At 47.1% G+C, this 16,623-nt stretch carries 18 protein-coding genes; 9 read left to right on the top strand and 9 right to left on the bottom strand.

Features of this window, described 5'->3' with window-relative positions; all coding sequences use genetic code 11:
- Window positions 1–75: 75 nt before the first annotated feature.
- The 4 genes from T487_RS0106075 to T487_RS0106090 are packed head-to-tail and all read right to left on the bottom strand — an operon-like array spanning window position 76 to window position 4,034.
- Window positions 76–1,038, bottom strand: coding sequence for an ABC transporter ATP-binding protein (locus tag T487_RS0106075; protein WP_031575327.1), 963 nt, complete (start codon window positions 1,036–1,038; stop codon window positions 76–78).
- Window positions 1,016–2,035 (bottom strand): ABC transporter ATP-binding protein, encoded by a 1,020-nt coding sequence (locus tag T487_RS0106080; RefSeq protein ID WP_031575332.1) that lies wholly within the window; start codon window positions 2,033–2,035, stop codon window positions 1,016–1,018. The genes T487_RS0106075 and T487_RS0106080 overlap by 23 nt, the downstream gene beginning before the upstream one ends.
- A 4-nt stretch (window positions 2,036–2,039) precedes the next feature.
- A complete protein-coding gene (locus T487_RS0106085; protein WP_423219164.1) occupies window positions 2,040–3,110 on the bottom strand; it encodes an ABC transporter permease in 1,071 nt (356 codons plus the stop codon).
- A 12-nt stretch (window positions 3,111–3,122) separates the two neighbouring features.
- On the bottom strand, window positions 3,123–4,034 hold the full coding sequence (locus tag T487_RS0106090; RefSeq protein WP_031575338.1) for an ABC transporter permease: 912 nt from the start codon (window positions 4,032–4,034) through the stop codon (window positions 3,123–3,125).
- A gap of 574 nt (window positions 4,035–4,608) precedes the next feature.
- Here T487_RS0106090 and T487_RS0106095 point away from each other — a divergent pair.
- The 5 genes from T487_RS0106095 to T487_RS0106115 all read left to right on the top strand — a co-directional run bounded on the left by T487_RS0106095 (window position 4,609) and on the right by T487_RS0106115 (window position 9,280).
- Window positions 4,609–5,046 carry a pyridoxamine 5'-phosphate oxidase family protein gene (locus T487_RS0106095; RefSeq protein WP_031575341.1) on the top strand — a complete coding sequence of 146 codons (438 nt, stop codon included), beginning with the start codon at window positions 4,609–4,611 and terminating at the stop codon, window positions 5,044–5,046.
- A gap of 184 nt (window positions 5,047–5,230) precedes the next feature.
- Complete coding sequence (locus T487_RS0106100) at window positions 5,231–6,199, top strand: hypothetical protein (RefSeq protein WP_155953245.1); 969 nt, start codon at window positions 5,231–5,233, stop codon at window positions 6,197–6,199.
- A gap of 185 nt (window positions 6,200–6,384) precedes the next feature.
- Window positions 6,385–6,861 (top strand): lipocalin family protein, encoded by a 477-nt coding sequence (locus T487_RS0106105; protein ID WP_051651552.1) that lies wholly within the window; start codon window positions 6,385–6,387, stop codon window positions 6,859–6,861.
- Window positions 6,861–8,255, top strand: a complete 1,395-nt coding sequence (locus T487_RS0106110) for an alpha/beta hydrolase family protein (RefSeq protein WP_031575350.1) — start codon at window positions 6,861–6,863, stop codon at window positions 8,253–8,255. Before T487_RS0106105 ends, T487_RS0106110 begins: the two co-directional genes overlap by 1 nt.
- A gap of 140 nt (window positions 8,256–8,395) precedes the next feature.
- Window positions 8,396–9,280, top strand: a complete 885-nt coding sequence (locus tag T487_RS0106115; protein ID WP_031575352.1) for a VOC family protein — start codon at window positions 8,396–8,398, stop codon at window positions 9,278–9,280.
- A 94-nt stretch (window positions 9,281–9,374) separates the two neighbouring features.
- Here the strand turns inward: T487_RS0106115 and T487_RS0106120 are convergent, their stop codons facing one another.
- Genes T487_RS0106120 through T487_RS16400 form a run of 3 tightly spaced genes read right to left on the bottom strand, consistent with a single transcriptional unit; the run spans window position 9,375 to window position 10,178 of the window.
- Window positions 9,375–9,728 carry a DUF2200 domain-containing protein gene (locus T487_RS0106120; RefSeq protein ID WP_036909242.1) on the bottom strand — a complete coding sequence of 118 codons (354 nt, stop codon included), beginning with the start codon at window positions 9,726–9,728 and terminating at the stop codon, window positions 9,375–9,377.
- 25 nt (window positions 9,729–9,753) lie between these two features.
- Window positions 9,754–9,996 carry a hypothetical protein gene (locus T487_RS0106125; protein ID WP_031575358.1) on the bottom strand — a complete coding sequence of 81 codons (243 nt, stop codon included), beginning with the start codon at window positions 9,994–9,996 and terminating at the stop codon, window positions 9,754–9,756.
- Between the two features lie 41 nt (window positions 9,997–10,037).
- Window positions 10,038–10,178 carry a hypothetical protein gene (locus T487_RS16400; RefSeq protein WP_155953246.1) on the bottom strand — a complete coding sequence of 47 codons (141 nt, stop codon included), beginning with the start codon at window positions 10,176–10,178 and terminating at the stop codon, window positions 10,038–10,040.
- A 58-nt stretch (window positions 10,179–10,236) separates the two neighbouring features.
- Here T487_RS16400 and T487_RS0106135 point away from each other — a divergent pair, with 58 nt between their 5' ends.
- The 4 genes from T487_RS0106135 (at window position 10,237) to argH (ending at window position 15,103) form a co-directional block, all read left to right on the top strand.
- The gene (locus tag T487_RS0106135) at window positions 10,237–11,562 is read left to right on the top strand and encodes a DUF1576 domain-containing protein (RefSeq protein ID WP_031575360.1); all 1,326 of its coding nucleotides are present in this window, start codon (window positions 10,237–10,239) and stop codon (window positions 11,560–11,562) included.
- Complete coding sequence (locus tag T487_RS0106140) at window positions 11,563–11,898, top strand: hypothetical protein (RefSeq protein ID WP_031575363.1); 336 nt, start codon at window positions 11,563–11,565, stop codon at window positions 11,896–11,898.
- 265 nt (window positions 11,899–12,163) lie between these two features.
- Window positions 12,164–13,690: a Na+/H+ antiporter NhaC family protein gene (locus T487_RS0106145; protein WP_031575365.1), complete on the top strand. Its 1,527-nt coding sequence runs from the start codon at window positions 12,164–12,166 to the stop codon at window positions 13,688–13,690.
- A 24-nt stretch (window positions 13,691–13,714) separates the two neighbouring features.
- Window positions 13,715–15,103, top strand: coding sequence for an argininosuccinate lyase (argH, locus tag T487_RS0106150; RefSeq protein WP_031575367.1), 1,389 nt, complete (start codon window positions 13,715–13,717; stop codon window positions 15,101–15,103).
- A gap of 75 nt (window positions 15,104–15,178) precedes the next feature.
- On the opposite strand, the gene T487_RS0106155 is transcribed toward argH, so the two are convergent.
- Window positions 15,179–15,976: a hypothetical protein gene (locus tag T487_RS0106155; RefSeq protein ID WP_031575370.1), complete on the bottom strand. Its 798-nt coding sequence runs from the start codon at window positions 15,974–15,976 to the stop codon at window positions 15,179–15,181.
- Complete coding sequence (locus T487_RS0106160; RefSeq protein ID WP_051651553.1) at window positions 15,969–16,460, bottom strand: RNA polymerase sigma factor; 492 nt, start codon at window positions 16,458–16,460, stop codon at window positions 15,969–15,971. The genes T487_RS0106155 and T487_RS0106160 overlap by 8 nt, the downstream gene beginning before the upstream one ends.
- Window positions 16,461–16,623: the final 163 nt, after the last annotated feature.

Consider the following 16,623-nt stretch of genomic DNA (forward strand, 5'->3'; position numbering starts at 1 on the left):
TTTTATTGATGATTCCCTCGGGCTCGATAAAGCCTTCCGGGAAGTCCCCAAAATTACTTCAAAAATAAGCTTCTGCTACACATTCCAGCAGGCAACAAAATGTTCTCCGCCTCTATCCAGAAGTGGTGGCATTTCCTCTGCGCACTTAGCTGTTGCATAGCGGCACCTGGTTCTGAAAGAGCAGCCGCTGGGCATTTTCAGTGGACTTGGCACATCGCCTTCCAGCACAATTCTCTTCTTTTCCCGGGCAATCTTTGGATCCGGGATGGGCACAGCAGACAGCAGCGATAAGGTATAAGGATGCACAGGATGACTGTTCAGTTCATCCGCGTCCGCAATCTCCACAATTTTTCCAAGATACATCACCGCAATACGGTTGGCCAGATGATGCACCACAAGAAGATCATGGGCAATGAAGAGATAAGCCACACCAAGTTTACTCTGGAGATCCTCAAACATATTGAGCACCTGGGCCTGGATGGATACATCAAGGGCCGATACCGGCTCATCGCAGACGATGAACTTCGGCTCCACCGCAAGGGCTCTCGCGATGCCGATTCTTTGCCTCTGTCCTCCGGAAAACTCATGGGCATACCGGGCGGCATGCTCTGCATTAAGGCCCACAAGCTCCATGAGATTTAAGATCTTCTCTCTTCTCTCCCGCTTGTTGCTGTAAAGTTTATGCACATCAAAAGGTTCTCCGATGATGTCTTCCACCGTCATTCTTGGATTCAGTGAGGAATAAGGGTCCTGGAACACCATCTGCATGTTTCTTCTCATGGCTGTGATGTTATTTTTACTCACCAGCTCCCCATCAAAGTAGACACTTCCTTCCGTGGGCTCATAAAGCCGCACGATGGATCTTCCGACGGTGGTCTTTCCGCATCCGGATTCTCCCACAAGACCTAAGGTTTCTCCGGGTTTTATTTTGAAGGAGACATCGTCCACGGCTTTCAGCATCTGTGTCTTAAATAAGCCCATGCTGATGGGAAAATACTGTTTGAGATTTTCCACTTCAATGAGATACTTCTGTTCCATGTTCCTCCTCCTTCCTGGTTTCTATCATTTTCTTCACGTTGAGCCAGCAGGCAGCTGCATGAACCCCCTCAAAATGAAGCTCCTCTGGAACTTCATTGAGACAGATTTTCATCGCTCGGTCACATCGGCTGGCAAAGGCACATCCCAAAGGCATATTGAGAAGGTTTATGGGCGTTCCCGCGATGGGTTTCAGTCTTTCCTTAACCCGTGTGATGTTCGGGATGGAGTGTAAAAGCCCTTTGGTATACTCATGGGAAGGATTGTAGAATATATCATCTGCTGTACCTCGTTCACAAACGCGTCCTCCGTACATGACGATGATCTCATCGCACATTTCTGCAATGACCCCCAAATCATGGGTCACAAGGATGATGGCCATACCAAGCTTATCTTGTAGCTCCTGCATCAGTTCCAGAATCTGTGCTTGGATGGTCACATCCAGCGCAGTAGTCGGTTCATCGGCGATGAGGATGTCGGGTTCACAGGCCAGGGCCATGGCAATCATGACTCTTTGCCGCATACCACCGGAAAGTTCATACGGATACTGCTTCACTCGCTTTCTAGGCTCATTGACACCCACAAGCTCCAGCATCTTCACTGCATGCTCCTTGGCTTCTTTCTTATTCCTGTTCGTATGAAGAAGGATCGCTTCTTCCAGCTGATTTCCAATGGTGAACACTGGATTGAGACTTGTCATGGGGTCCTGAAAGATGATGCTGACATTTTTTCCTCTGAAGCTATGGATTCTATTCTTGTCATACTCCAGAACATTCTCGCCCTTATAATAGATTTCCCCTTCTGTCACTTTTCCTGTATCCGCCAAGATACTCATGATGGAGTACGCTGTGACGCTTTTTCCGGAACCAGACTCCCCTACAATGCCAAGGATCTTACCTTTTTCAAGATTGAAGGACACGCCATTGACCGCTTGAACCTCACCGGCATCGGTGAAAAATGAGGTATGGAGATTCTTGACCTCCAGTAAATATTCACTCATATCATCACTTCCTTAACTTTGGATCAAATGCGTCTCTCATGCCGTCACCAAGAAGGTTCAAAGACAATACGATGAGACAGATGATGGTGGCTGGGAAAAGAAGCTTATAGGGATAACTCTGAAGACCTTCTCTGGCCGCATTGGCCAGGGATCCCAGGGAAGGCATCGGCGCCTGTACACCAAGGCCTACAAAGCTTAGGAAACTCTCTGTAAAAATAGCAGAAGGAATCTGAAGCGCTGTAGAGATAATGATGACACTGATGCTGTTGGGCAGAATGTGCTTTCTAATGATTCTAGGTGCTTTTGCCCCAACAGCCTTGGCTGCCAGCACATACTCATTCTTCTTGATGGACAGAATCTGTCCTCTGACAAGCCTTGCCATACCAACCCAGTAAAGAAGTCCAAAGACCAGGAAGATACTGATCATATTGCTGCCCAGCCGGTCCACAAGACCTCCCCCGGCACTTTGAAGCACCTGGTCCAGAACCACAGAGAGCAAGATGATGATCAGCATATCCGGCAGAGAATAGATGATATCGACGATTCTCATCATGATGAGATCCGCCCGTCCACCTACATAACCGGAAATACTGCCATATAAAAGTCCAATGACCAGAACAATGAGGCTGGCGAAAAGGCCTACACTTAAGGAAACTCTTGTGCCATAAACCACACGGATAAAGTAGTCTCTGGACAGGGCATCTGTACCGAAAATATGGGGGAATACCTCTCCACCGTTCTCGATATATTCCTGTTCCAGCTCTGAATACTCAAAAGGTTTCAAATTTTTTGCGCCGCGGTCTCTTTTTCCATCCACGGAAATGATTTCTGAATACTTATAGGGAACCACCATAGGCGCCACCAGAATGGTCACGATGATGATGGATAATACCACCAGACTGAATACCGCCAACGGATTCTTCATAAGCTTTTTGATACCGTCTCTAAAGAACGTGGTGGATTCACCCATGACTTCCTGCTGAAGCTTCTCTTCCTCTGTGGCCAGCTCGAATACGCTGGGATCCAGCTGCAGACTCAGGCTGTTTTTTATATTTCTACGTTCCATGCTTTGCATCTGATCTCCCTCCTAGTCAAAACTGATTCTTGGATCCACAAGCTTATACACAAGGTCACTGATGAGATTGGCAATGACCATGAGCGTCGCTAAAAAGATAGTCGTCGCCATGATCATGGGATAATCCCGGTTGGTGATTCCACTGACAAATTTAGAACCTAGGCCACCTATGGTAAAAACAGATTCAACCACCAGACTTCCAGTGAGGATATACGCTGTCATGGGTCCCACATAGGTCACAATGGGAATCAGGGCATTTCTAAGCGCATGTTTGAAGATGATTTTCCATTGGCTTACACCCTTTGCCTTGGCGGTCCTGATGTAGTCCTGACCCAAAGCATCCAGCATACTGCTCTTGGTGAGCCTTGTGATGTATGCCATGGGATATAGTGACAAGGCAATAACTGGAAGAATATAGTTTGTGGATTCCGCACTCCAGACCTGAATCCATCCAAGCTGAATGGAAAAGACAAGGAGAAGCAGTGTGGCCAGCACAAAACTGGGGACCGCTGTAGACAGAGTAGAAAAGAAAATAATCAGCCGATCCGGCAGTTTGTTTCTTGTAAGGGCAGCCAGGCTTCCCATGACTAAGCCTACACTCAGTGCCACCACAACAGCCATACCGCCAAGTCTTGCAGAAATGGCAAAGGACTCCGTGATCGTCAGCGCAATGTCTCTACCTGTTTTGATAGAAACACCGAAATCTCCCTGCAGTATATTCCCAAGATAAAGAATGTACTGCTCCGGCACCGACTTATCCAAGTTGAAACGTGCTTCCAGCACAGCCTTTACCGCTTCACTGGGTGCCTTTTCCTTGGAAAAGGGTCCTCCAGGAATCGCATTCATGGTGAAAAATGTGATGGCTGTGATGATGAATACTGTGAGAGCCGCCAGGCCCACACGTTTTACTACATACCGAAGCACTTAAACCCCTCCTTCTACCTTCAGGATTTCTATATAAACAGCAGAAACCCTGTGTTATTGATACCAATATTATTCCTCTATTAACATTTTGTCAATAATATTCAATCATTGATAATAACCTGATAATCTCAAAACAATCTGAATTGTATAAAACTTCCTCATCAGCGATCTTTTTTTGTCTTCACAATAAACACATCTGTGTATGTCATATGGTTGCATATTACCTGCTACGTTGCATAATTACGTTTACATAAATGTTTACACGGATACCTATTTGAATAATCAGAAAATTGCACTTTTAATAAATCTTTATAGAGAAGACATGTTCCTGATCAGGACATTTTACTCCTTTGCCTTTTCTCTGACTTCAGTCCAAAGAAAAATGAAGAATTCACGGATTTTTTGTGAATAGATTAACGAGTTTTTTGGGAACTTTAAGCTCTCTTCTCAGTCCTCGTTCCAAGAGAGAGATCTTCCTCATCACGAAGGATGGCTTTTTCTATTTCTCTTCCTGGTATTCATTCCGAATTCTTCTTGAGATGGTATAATATATAAAATTAAATGAGGTGATTTTATGTCCATGGAACACTGCATCCAAATGGTTAGAGAAAACAGTTTCTGTGTTCTCTCCACATCCAAAAACAATCTGCCCAACAGTTCCCTGATGCTGTACCTTTCCTGTGAAAAAGGAGATACGCTTTACATGGTGACCCGAAGAGGCAGCCTGAAACATACAAATGTCATAGAAAACCCTGAAGTCAGCCTGCTCATCGACACCAGGGAGAACATTAAGAGCAGCTACAGCCATGTGCGGGCCCTCACCGCTTACGGTAAGGCCTCCATTATTGAAGATAAGGAAGAGGAGGAAAGAATCCTGACTCTCCTTACAGAAAAGCATCCAGGCCTTTCTTTCTTCAAATCCATGGAAGATGCCTGCATCATCAAAGTCACCGTGAAGAAATTCCTCTACCTGGATGGTATTGAAGACGCAAAATACTATACCCTCTCGTAAGAAGGATCTTCAGATCTGACTTGCATTGGGTATGACTCTAAGGAATCCTCAGTAACCTGTTCATCATATGAAAAAAAATATGATGCAACGGCCCATCTGCCATTCTCTTTGTGGTACACTTGAAAACAGTGAAAAAAATGATAAGGGAGAAATTATGGACTATATATTTTGTAACATCAGTTGGATGAAATACTACAACGGCATCACCAGGGAGGACCAGCCAAGGCATGCTGGCCATCTCATCAAAGACCCTTCCGATGTATTTGAGAAAGACAACTTCCGGGACTTCAACGGGAACTGCTATGGCTATGTCCGCACAGGCGGAGACATTTTGCTGGATAAGCATTTCCGCAGCGTCTCCCAGGGCACCAAAGAGCTTCAAGGCGTCACTGTGGTCTTCACAGCTGCCCTTAATGAAGAGGAGTCCCGCATCGTGGGATGGTATGAGAACGCCACGGTCTATCGGGAAATGGTGAGTCTTCCCCTTTATGAAGAGGACTATCTCTACTTTAACTTCAAAGCAAAAGCCACAGACTGCACCCTTCTGCCAGAAGAACAACGGACCTTTTCCATCAAAAGATCCAAATCCTCCACGCCGCAAAAAGGTGCGTCCAAATCCAACATCTGGTATGCAAAATCCGAGTACGGAAGAACTGAGTTCATACCAAAGGTCCACAGCTGTATAAGGGATTATGACGGTCCCAAGGTAGCCATCAGTATACTGGAGAACCTGAAAGATGCACTGCCTATGGAAAATCTTTCCCTGGTTTCCTATGAAGATTTCCTGAAAACTGCTGATGACCACTATGAAGACGAGCACTATAAGGAAGCTGTCCTTTACTATCAGGCCGCCCTTTTGAAAGAAGCTACTTATGAAGCAGGGTTTGGCCTTGCCAATGCCTACTGTCAGCTGAACGCTTTCAGCGAAACCATCCGTATCGCAGAAGACCTTCTCGCGACCTACGGAGAAAGCCGAGAACTCATTGAGCTTCTTTATGTGGCCAGCGATGTGATCTTGGAGAAAGAAAAGGCACCCAGATACTTCAGAAGGCTCAATGAGCTGGAAGGCACGCCTCTTTCTGACCGGGAGTACTATGACTATCTCAACGAAGTGACAGATCTTTTCCGCTCCTACGGACAGTATTTACAATAAAACGATAGAAAACGCACTTGATAGATGCCCTGTTTAGGCGCATCCATCCGGTGCGTTTTATTCTTTCAGGAGTTTCCTCTCCCTTCCCTTTCAGTCTGTCATAACCAGGGCACTTTATGGAGCGTGCTGTGTTTTTGTGATACCATGAAAAAAAGAGATCATCCATTGGAATGAGGTTGAAGCGTATGTTCAGGAAAAAACAAGAAACACCCATCCCCACTGTGAAAGAATTGAATCTAAAAAAATATCTCGGGCTCTGGTATGAAATCGGCAAGCTGCCCCAAAGAGAACAGAGACAGCTGACTCACGTCACTGCCCGGTATCATGTGGATGAAAAGGGCATTCTTCGGGTACATAATACAGGCTTTAGAAACGGAAAGAAAGTCGGCATCCGCGGCAAAGCCTGGGTACGGAACGAGAAGGAACCCGGTGCTCTTTATGTGCAGTTTTTCTGGCCTTTCAAGGGAGAGTACAACGTCATCATGATTGCCGAGGATTACCGCTATGCAGTGGTCCTTGGAAAAAGCAGGGAAAGCCTTTGGATCCTTGCAAGAGAAAGAACTCTGTCCAAAGAGGATCTTCGTGAGATTCTTGATTTTCTGAAAAACCATGGCATCGACACAAAGCGTATTCTAAAAACCACTCAGAAGGAGGAGATCTGATGGAGCTTATGAAACAGATAAAAACACATCCCTTTCTTTTCGGACTCCTGCTTCTGCTGCCTTTGGCATTTCTTCTTCTTGGAAAACCCCGGTGGCAGTTTTATCCACTGTACGCTCTCTTTTTACTGTCTCTAGGTCTTTTTCTTCTGGAATCCTTTGGCGCTTTTCATCCAGGAAAAAGCACACATCGTGTTTTCCTTTTTCTGGGTGGAACCCTCCTTCTTCTTTTCCTCCTCTTTTCTGCAGTGTTTCCAAAGATGAAAATCAAAGAGCCGGAAGGCCCTTACAAGGTGGGCACAAAGATCTATCTTCTGGAAGACACCTCCCGGGACGAGCCTTATACAGAGGATCCGGAGGATCACCGGCAGATTGCCTACCAGGTCTGGTACCCTGCTGAAGAAACGGAGGGACACCAAAAAACCAAATGGATCACCCAAGGGAAAACCCTCACCAGGACTTTAGCAAAAAGCTTCCGGTTTCCTGCCTTCCTTTTGGACCACACCGCAGAGATCTATGCCAATGCCTATCTTGATGCCCCGCAGCTTCCAGCAGATAATCCTTATCCCGTGGTTCTCATTTCTCACGGATGGCAAGGATTCCGGCAGCTTCATACGGATTTCGCTGAACATCTGGCGTCCTACGGATTCATTGCCATTTCCATAGACCACACCTACGGTTCTCAGGCGGTACCGCTACAAGACGGTAGCACAGCCCTTCTGAAAAAAGAGGCCCTGCCCAGCCGAGTCTCCGCGGAAGCCTTCCAGAAGGCCTCTTCCCTTCTTATGAGCACCTATGGTGAAGATGTCCTTAGTGTTCTGGAGGATTTAGCACGAAAGAAAAAAGAGAAGGATCCCTTCTTCCATGCCATGAATCTAAGCTCCGTGGGCGTTCTTGGACATTCTACCGGTGGTGGCGGGGACGTCTATGCTGCTCAAAAAGACAGTAGGATTTCTGCCCTTCTGGGTCTGGATGCCTGGCTGGAGCCCCTGGGAGAAGAAGCTCTTTCCAATGGACTCTCCATTCCAGCGCTTTTTGTGAGAAGCAGCCAGTGGTCCCAAGGTCCCAACAACCTGCATCTGAGGACTCTTTTGTCCGCAAGCAGTGAAGCCTCTCTCTTTGAAATGAGAGACACCAACCATGTGGACTTCTCCATGGCTTATATGTATTCCCCCATTTCCCCCTACATCGGTTTTTCCGGAAAACTGGGACCAGAAAAGTCCTCTGAAATTCAGAAGGCTCTTCTTTTGTCCTTTTTCCATAAAACCCTCGGAAGTGAAAACATCACGGGGATCCCGACTCTGGAGGATGTGCTTTCCCGGTATGAGGATCTTCTGCCGATCCAAGAAAAGGATCTGCCCTCTCTATGGCACTTCACCAAGGAGAAAAGCTTCTGATTCCATCAAAAAGTTCTGTTTTACTAAATTTCAGAGCCGTTCATGAAACGTTTGCTGTTTCGTTTCCGTTCTGATATTGAACATCTTTCTTCTCTTTTATACAGTGTAAGCAACCTATGAAAAACGAGGAGGAGCAGCCCATGAAAAATATCGTGCCCCATCTGTGGTTTGACCAGGAAGCCAAAGAAGCCGTCACTTTCTATATGAGCCTTTTTGAAGACTCCCGAATGCTCCGGGATATTGTCATCGAAGATACCCCTTCCGGAGATGCGCCCCTTCACTATTTCACGTTAGCCGGCCAGGAATTTGCCGCCATCAGCGGCGGTCCCTATTTCAAATTCAATCCGTCTGTGTCCTTCATGGTCCAGTGCAAAGAAAAAGAAGAGGTGGACCGCTTGTGGAACGCCTTTGCAGAGGGTGGAGAAGTTCTCATGGAACTGAACAGCTATCCCTTCTCCCCTTATTATGGATGGATCCAGGACCGGTTTGGTCTTTCCTGGCAGCTCTCTTTGGTCGAAGCAGAACCCATCTCTCAAAAGATCATGCCCTGCCTGCTGTTTGCGAAAGACGTCTGCGGCAAGGCAGAGGAAGCCGGAAACTTCTATGCATCGGTCTTTCCAGAAAGCTCCGTGGACTTTGTCAGTTTCTATCAGGAGGGAGAGGCCTCTAGCGCTAAAGCCAAGGTGAACTATCTGCAGTTCTCCCTGCAGAAGATGCTTTTCACCGCCATGGATCATGCCATGGAAGGAGAAGAGATCTTTACAGAAGCCATCTCTTTCATTGTGAACTGTAAAGACCAGGATGAAATCGACTATTTCTGGGACCGTTTATCCTTTGTGAAAGAAGCGGAGCAGTGCGGATGGATCAAAGACAAATACGGGCTTTCCTGGCAGATTGTTCCAGAGGACTTTGACGACATCTTTGTCACAGGATCAAAAGAGGAAGTGAAAAGAGTAACAGAAGCCCTTCTTGAGATGAAGAAGCTGGATATTGCCGCTTTAGAAAAAGCCCGGCTGGGTGAATAAATGAAATAGAGCAGAGAGTCTTGGGTGTATCTACCTCAAAACTCTCTGCTCTCTCTTTTTCTCTGGGTTCATTTCATCTTTTCCCAAAAAGGACTCAGGCCTCTCTTAGAATTTTCTCCATGGCCTTTCCTTTGGCCAGTTCATCGATGAGTTTATCCAAGTATCGGACTTCTCTCATGAGGGGATCTTCAATCTCCTCTACCCGCACACCACAGATGACTCCTTTAATGAGGGTTCTATTGGGATGAAGCTTTGGTGCTTCCTGAAAAAAGCGCTCCACCGTTTTCTCTTCCTTCAGCACTTCTTGGAGCCCTTCCTCATCATAGCCTGTCATCCAGAGGATGATCTCATCCACTTCTTCTTTTGTTCTTCCTTTTTTCTCTGCCTTGGCCACATACAGGGGATAGATTCTCCCAAAGCTCATACTGAAAATCTTGTGTGTCATAATACAACCTCCGTTATTCCTTACAAAACTAGAAAAGTCTCATGGCAAACCAGTACACCACATAAAAAACAAGAAGAATTCCAAGAACTCCCGTGAGGTTCCGGTAAAGGCGCTTTCGGCGCTGGGCTTTATAAGAGAAGTCTTCCTTGTCCCTTTTTTCCTCATCGGGCAGCTCCATCCGGTTTTTCTCTTTTCTCGCCTGCTCTTTGATTTCCACTTCCTGTCCCACCCGGTTCGCCACATGCCGGTTCTGATCGAAATTAAAACTCATGGATATCCTCCTCTCCTTCTTCACTTCTTTTCATTTTGATTCTACCATAAATCGCACTTCCTGAAATGAAAACTCCTCCAGAACCCCCCTGATCCCTTCCTCAAAATCTCCTGCAAGCATCCTGCCTCAATGCTTCCGGAATTTTTTGAACATTTTGGATACATTATCCATTTTTCTTCCATCAGAGGCTCCCATTTGTTATACTGAAAAAAACTTTGCTTCGCGAAAGGGGATTTTCATTTGGCTGCACCCAAACTTCTCCGTAAGAACAGCCCCCAAAGAGCCACCAAAGAGCCTTATACCTTCCCGGAAATCCCACAAAAGACCCGGGAACAGTTTCTATATCTGACGGTGCTTTTCACCTTTGTCACAGGATTTTTCTTCAACGGACCCCTGGAGATTCTGGAAGGTCTTTATCGGATACACACCTCTACCAGTATCCTTCTTTCCGATTATATGGAAATCGGAAACATAGGATCCGCTTTTGTGAACAGCGCCCTGCTCATGCTATTATCTGTCATTATGGCAAAAAAAAGCAAAACAACCGTGGGCGGGCCGCTCATTGCTGCCGTATTCACCATTGGCGGTTTCGCTTTCTTTGGCAAGAATCTCTATAACAGTCTTCCCATCATGGGGGGTGTACTTCTCCACGCAACGTTCCGGAAAGAACCCTTTGGAAAATTTATTCTGCCGGCATTTTTCGGCACAGCTCTTGGACCTCTTGTCAGCCAGATCTCCTTCGGATATTCCTGGCCATTGACCTACAGCATCCCTCTCGGGATTGCCGCAGGAGTCCTGGCTGGATTCATCCTGCCTCCTCTTGCCAGCCAGTTTATCCGGTTCCATCAGGGCTACAATCTCTATAACATCGGCTTCACCTGCGGTATCGTAGGAATGCTCTCCATGAGTCTTCTCAGAGGATTTGCCCTGGAGAATGACCGCACATCGGTTCTTCTTTCTGAAGGGAACTTTGGACTTACTGTATATCTGTCAGTGCTTTTTCTCGGGATGATCTTGTTTGGGCTGATCCATGACAGAGGCTATCAAAGAGGACTTTCTCATCTGCTCAAAAGACCCGGCCAGCTGGTATCTGATTTTGTGGCATCAGATGGCTTTTCGGTGACCCTTCTCAATATGGGACTTCTTGGATTCCTCTCCATGGGATATCTCCTCGCTGCTGGCGGTAGCATCAACGGTCCTATCATAGGCGGTATCTTTACTGTAGTGGGTTTTGGCGCCTTCGGAAAACATGTGAAGAATGTCCTGCCCATCATGGCAGGCATCTATCTTGCAAATCTCATCTTCCAATGGGAAGTTTCTGCCATCGGGTCCCTTCTGGCGGCCCTCTTTGCCACAACTTTGGCTCCCATCGCCGGAGCCTACGGAATTCTGCCCGGTATCCTGGCCGGATTTCTCCATATGGCCGTGGTCATGAATGTGGGAAGCCTCCATGGCGGTATGAACCTCTACAACAACGGCTTCTCCGGCGGATTCGTAGCCGCCATTCTAGTTCCTGTCCTGGATTCTTTAAACATCAGCAAACATACTTGGGAGGAAGATGAATAAATGGAAAATAGAATGCGCTCCGTAAAAATTCTGGAGGAACTGCTGGGTTATTTTCTCCATCATGGCATTGAAAAACTGGACATCTCTTTTTTCAGCGATGAGAAAACACTGGAAATCACAGTGCGAGGAACCACCACCACCCCGCCAGAAGACCTTCCCCACCTGACAAAGTTCCTCAACGAACCCAGAAAACCGGAATATGAGGAGTACTATTGGAGCCTTCTGGGCGCCACTGGAAAAAGACAGGAGTTCCAGCTTCTGGGTGCCCTGGTGGATGAAGGAGATGCCACTTTTCGTGAGAATCTTCTTTCCATCCATGTGAAAAGAACCTACTGAAAAAAATAAACATGAAAGCTAACATGCATAGATGAATAAAATCTATGCATGTTTTTTTATTTTCATGAAAACGTATAACCTTATTTTAAGCCGTTTTTATCTCTTGACTTCTAAATCTTATCCAGATATCATGTATAAATAGTGCATTTTATGCATAAATATTCTAACTTAAAGGAGGACCCGGAGACATGGCAAGTACCATCTCCTTCAAAAGAAGGCTCAAATTCAATACCAATCAAAGCTAAAAAATGGAGGAATGATCAATATGCCAAATTTCGGTTTTCTATCTTTAGTCCCAGTGATTCTTGCAGTCACCATTGCCATCAAGTACAAAAACGTCGTGCTGGCTCTTTTTGCCAGCGTTCTCACCGGGGTGCTCATTCTCGTCAACTTCTCACCCATCACCGCTCTGACGGAAATGATCGGCACCTATTTCTTTGCTCAGCTTCAGGATTCCTATAATGCAGGAGTTCTGGTTCTTCTGGTTTTCATCGGAGGCTTCATCGCCCTCATGGAAAAGTCTGGCGGAGCCCTGGCTTTTGCCGCTAAAGCGTCTCAGGTCATAAAGACCAGAGCGAAAGTCCAGCTGGCGGCTTGGATCGGCGGCATCATCATCTTCTTCTCTGATCTTGGCACCCCCCTCATCGTGGGCCCCATCTTCGAACCTCTTTTTGACAAACTGAAGGTATCCAAAGAGAAGCTGGCCTACATCATCGACTCCACCGCCTCTCCTGTGGCGGTTCTTATCCCTTTCATCGGCTGGGGGGTTTACATCATGGGCCTCATCCAAAAAGAGTATGAGCTCTTGGGCATTGCGGAATCTGACTGGACGGCCTTCATCAAGTCCATCCCATTCAACATCTACTCCATTCTTGCAGTTTTCTTAGTGCCTCTCATCGCCTTCAGCGGCTATGAGTTCGGCGCCATGGCGAAGGCTGAGAAAAGAGTCCAAGAAAAAGGTGAGACGTACTGGTCCACTTCAAAGCCCCTGCGAAAAACAGATCAGATGGAGGTGAAAGAAAGCAAATCCTCCCTGGTGTTTCTTCCACTCCTGGTTCTTTTTGTCACTCTTTTCGGCATTCTTGTGCCGTTAGGATTCCCTTTCAAGCAGGTGCCTGGAAGTGCCTTTAGAAGCGCACTGAGTACTGGATATCTTCTGGCCTCCGCGGTGCTGATCCTCATGATGGTCTACCACAAGGTGAAAAGCTTTGAAGAAACCTTCTCCATCTATCTGGGTGGCATGGCGAAGATGATGAACGTGGCTGTGATCCTTGTCCTCGCCTGGTCCTTGAGCGCGGTGAGCAAAGAGCTCGGCACATCTAGCTATATCGTCAGCATTGCCAGCGGATCTCTTCCTGCATTTCTGGTTCCCGCTGTGACCTTTCTCCTTGGTGCAGTCCTCTCCTTTGCCACCGGAAGCTCCTGGGGCACCTACGCCATCTTGATGCCGCTTGTGATCCCCATGGCTACGGCTTTAGGCGCACCAGTTTATGCCTCCATCGGCGCTGTCCTTTCTGGAGGAATGTTCGGAGACCACTGCTCCCCCATCTCCGACACCACCATCCTGGCGTCTTCCGGAGCAGGCTGTGATCACGTGGACCATGTGAAAACACAGCTGCCCTATGCGCTTTTAAACGGAGCAGCGACTCTCATCGGATATCTCTTTGCAGGAGTAACTGGTAGCGCACTTTCTGTGGTCTTCTCGCTGATTCTTGTCACCGTGCTGTATGTCGCAGGGTCCAAGTATAAAGGGGTTCGCATCCACGAAGAAAAAAAACTGCGCGCAGCCTAGTGAAACTGAAGGAGGAAAAGAAACTTGAAAAATCTATGGAGCAGCCGCTTCAAAAAAGAAATGAACCAGATGGTGGAGGAGTTCAACGCTTCCATCACCTTTGATAAGACCCTCTACAGACAGGACATCAGAGGCAGCATCGCCCATGCCACGATGCTTCAGAAGATGGGGCATCTAAGCCCCCATGAACTGGAAGCCATCGTCCAGGGCCTCTCTGATATTGAAAAGAAAATCGCCTCGGGAGAGCTCACCTTCACTTATAAAGATGAGGACATCCACATGGCCATCGAAAGCCAGCTCATTAAAGACATTGGAGATACCGGAAGAAAACTCCATACCGCCCGAAGCCGGAACGACCAGGTGATTCTGGATGTGAGGCTGTACCTGAAGGAAGAGATGGAGGAAATTTTTGAGATCCTCAAAGGACTTCTTGAAACCCTTCTTCATCAGGCAGAAGCCACCAAAGAAGTGCTGATGCCTGGCTTCACACACCTGCAGCATGCGCAGCCTGTCACCGTAGGCTTTCATCTTATGGCGTACTTCCAGCAGTTTAAAAGAGATCTCATGAGGCTTCAGGGATGCTATGAAAGAACCGACGAGAATCCATTGGGCGCCTGCGCTTTGGCGGGTACCACCATCCCCATTGACCGCCACTACACCGCAGAGCTCCTTGGATTTAAGACCGTCACTGAAAACGCCATGGACACTGTATCAGACAGAGACTTTATTGTGGAGTTTCTGAGCTTTTCTTCTCTATTCATGGCCCATCTCAGCCGGATGTCGGAAGAGTTCATCCTATGGAATGCCCAGGAGTTCAGCTTCATCGAGATCGATGACGGCTTCTGCACCGGAAGCAGCATCATGCCTCAAAAAAAGAACCCGGATATTCCTGAGCTCATCCGTGGAAAGACCGGACGGGTCTATGGCCATCTCATGGGGCTTCTCACAGTGCTGAAAGGTCTTCCCATGGCCTTCAATAAAGACCTCCAGGAGGACAAGGAAGCACTCTTTGATACGGTGAAAACCATCAAGACCTCCGCCATAATCTTTACGGAAATGCTTGAAAACACATCGTTTAGAGCTCCGGACATGAAAAAGCATATGGAAAAAGGCTTCCTTCAGGCTACGGATCTTGCTGAACACCTGGTCCTTCAGGGCATCCCCTTCAGAACCTGTCACGAACTGGTGGGAAAAGCCGTAAAGTACTGTGAAGAGCATGATCTAACCCTGGAGGACCTGACAGAAGATTCTCTTCTACGCATTGATCCTCGCCTTTCCGGCATTCCCCTGCCGGACCTTACCATGGAAGGCTCCACAGAGAGACGAAACTCCTATGGCAGCACCGCTCCAAAAGATGTGGAGCGCCAGATTGCATCCGGTTGGGCACTCCTGGAATCCCTCACCATAATATAATAGCGAAAAGAGAGTCCCCACATCGACGAATCTCTGATGTGGGGACTCTTTCCTTATGTCTTCAGTTATGTCTTCTCATTGGCCGAGATAAGTTTCTGCCAGTTTTTCCAGATCCTTCTCAAAGGAATCATCTTCCCGAAGCTTCATGGTGCCATAATAGCCATAGCCTTCTTCCGTATCCATCTCCACCACCTTGGCTTCTTCTGTATCTAGAGAAGTGTAATGATCTGGATACAGGTACTGACCATCCTTGGTCATCTGAATCTGAGGGGCAAAGGGGTAAAGCACGGAATAGACTTCCTTCCCCTCTTCTTCTCTAAGCGTCAGCGGAATCAGATATGTTCTATCCACCTGGAGCTTCTCCACACTGCCCGCCAAAGAGGTATAGGTATAAAGGTCATTCGTGATCGTGATGCTCTTTCCTTCTTCCACACCTTCAGAGGGCCCATAGACTTTACTGACCAGCACTGTATAAATGACTTTATCACTTTCAAAGGCGATTTCCGTGACGGTTCCTTTGATGAAGGCCGCGCTTTCTGTAAGAAGCTCTTCCGTAAAGGGCATGATCTTTCCACTTTGCCCTTCCATTGGTTCTGGGGCTTCCACAAGGACAGGCTCTTCAAAGAGCAGATCGCTGTATTTTACAGTTCCTGGTTCTCCACCGGGGTTCTTTCCCATCAGGCTGTTGCCTGCAAGAATCAGGGCCAAAAGGGCAAAAGCAGCCACGGTACCATATAAGGGTTTTCTATTTTTCTTTTGATCCATGGTGAACACCTCATCTTCTTTATTTGTCAGTTTTTCCATCAGCTCTTCCTGATGTTTTTTTCTGGGTTCTACGTTTTTCCAGAGATTCCTGTATTCTTCCCTAGACATAACCATCCTCCTTCTCCAGTTCTTCTTTTAAAAGCTTTCTGCCTCTTGTGAGCTGCATTTTCACCGCAGACTCTTTCAGACCAAGAAGCTTCGCCACATCTTTAATTTTCAGATCCTCATAATAATGAAGATGCAGCACCGTGCGGTACTTTTGGGGCAGACGATGGAGCACTTCTTTCAGTACGTCTTCTTCAGGGGAGGATACATATCCGTCCTGATCCTGAAGCGGCATCTTCTGCACTTTGGACAGAAGAGAAAAGAGGCTGCTGCTGCAGTTCATGGTGACCCGCAAAAACCATGCTTTCTCATGGTCTGAGTTTTCAAATACCGGCCGCGTCCGAACATATCGCAGGAACACTTCCTGTGTCACATCCTCGGCGTCATGGCGGTTTTTTGTTCTGGCATAGGCCAGTTTAAACACTCTATCGTACTGGTTCAGAATGACCGTCTGAATCCCGGGTTCATGGTGGTCTTCTCTTTGCAAGTTCCTTCCTCCCTTCTCTCTTTACTAGGAATACCCTGGAGACTGAAAAAAAGTCACAAGGGCGAAAAAATACTTGAAGATGAGGTGTCAAAGTATCTTTTCACAGGACTTCTTTTCATTTGGTGAGAAAATCATAGCAGAAGGAGCTGCGCTCTACAATGAA

The organism is Proteiniclasticum ruminis DSM 24773, assembly GCF_000701905.1.
In the GTDB taxonomy this organism is placed as follows: domain Bacteria; phylum Bacillota; class Clostridia; order Clostridiales; family Clostridiaceae; genus Proteiniclasticum; species Proteiniclasticum ruminis.

Excerpts from the sequence above, each read along its gene's own strand:
- T487_RS16400 (WP_155953246.1), bottom strand. The coding sequence starts at position 10,178 with ATGGAAGAAAAATGGATAATGTATCCAAAATGTTCAAAAAATTCCGGA.
- T487_RS0106105 (WP_051651552.1), top strand. The coding sequence starts at position 6,385 with ATGTTCAGGAAAAAACAAGAAACACCCATCCCCACTGTGAAAGAATTG.
- T487_RS0106110 (WP_031575350.1), top strand. The coding sequence starts at position 6,861 with ATGGAGCTTATGAAACAGATAAAAACACATCCCTTTCTTTTCGGACTC.
- T487_RS0106115 (WP_031575352.1), top strand. The coding sequence starts at position 8,396 with ATGAAAAATATCGTGCCCCATCTGTGGTTTGACCAGGAAGCCAAAGAA.
- T487_RS0106140 (WP_031575363.1), top strand. The coding sequence starts at position 11,563 with ATGGAAAATAGAATGCGCTCCGTAAAAATTCTGGAGGAACTGCTGGGT.
- T487_RS0106095 (WP_031575341.1), top strand. The coding sequence starts at position 4,609 with ATGTCCATGGAACACTGCATCCAAATGGTTAGAGAAAACAGTTTCTGT.
- T487_RS0106125 (WP_031575358.1), bottom strand. The coding sequence starts at position 9,996 with ATGAGTTTTAATTTCGATCAGAACCGGCATGTGGCGAACCGGGTGGGA.
- T487_RS0106080 (WP_031575332.1), bottom strand. The coding sequence starts at position 2,035 with ATGAGTGAATATTTACTGGAGGTCAAGAATCTCCATACCTCATTTTTC.
- T487_RS0106100 (WP_155953245.1), top strand. The coding sequence starts at position 5,231 with ATGAAATACTACAACGGCATCACCAGGGAGGACCAGCCAAGGCATGCT.
- T487_RS0106075 (WP_031575327.1), bottom strand. The coding sequence starts at position 1,038 with ATGGAACAGAAGTATCTCATTGAAGTGGAAAATCTCAAACAGTATTTT.
- T487_RS0106155 (WP_031575370.1), bottom strand. The coding sequence starts at position 15,976 with ATGTCTAGGGAAGAATACAGGAATCTCTGGAAAAACGTAGAACCCAGA.
- T487_RS0106085 (WP_423219164.1), bottom strand. The coding sequence starts at position 3,110 with ATGCAAAGCATGGAACGTAGAAATATAAAAAACAGCCTGAGTCTGCAG.
- T487_RS0106145 (WP_031575365.1), top strand. The coding sequence starts at position 12,164 with ATGCCAAATTTCGGTTTTCTATCTTTAGTCCCAGTGATTCTTGCAGTC.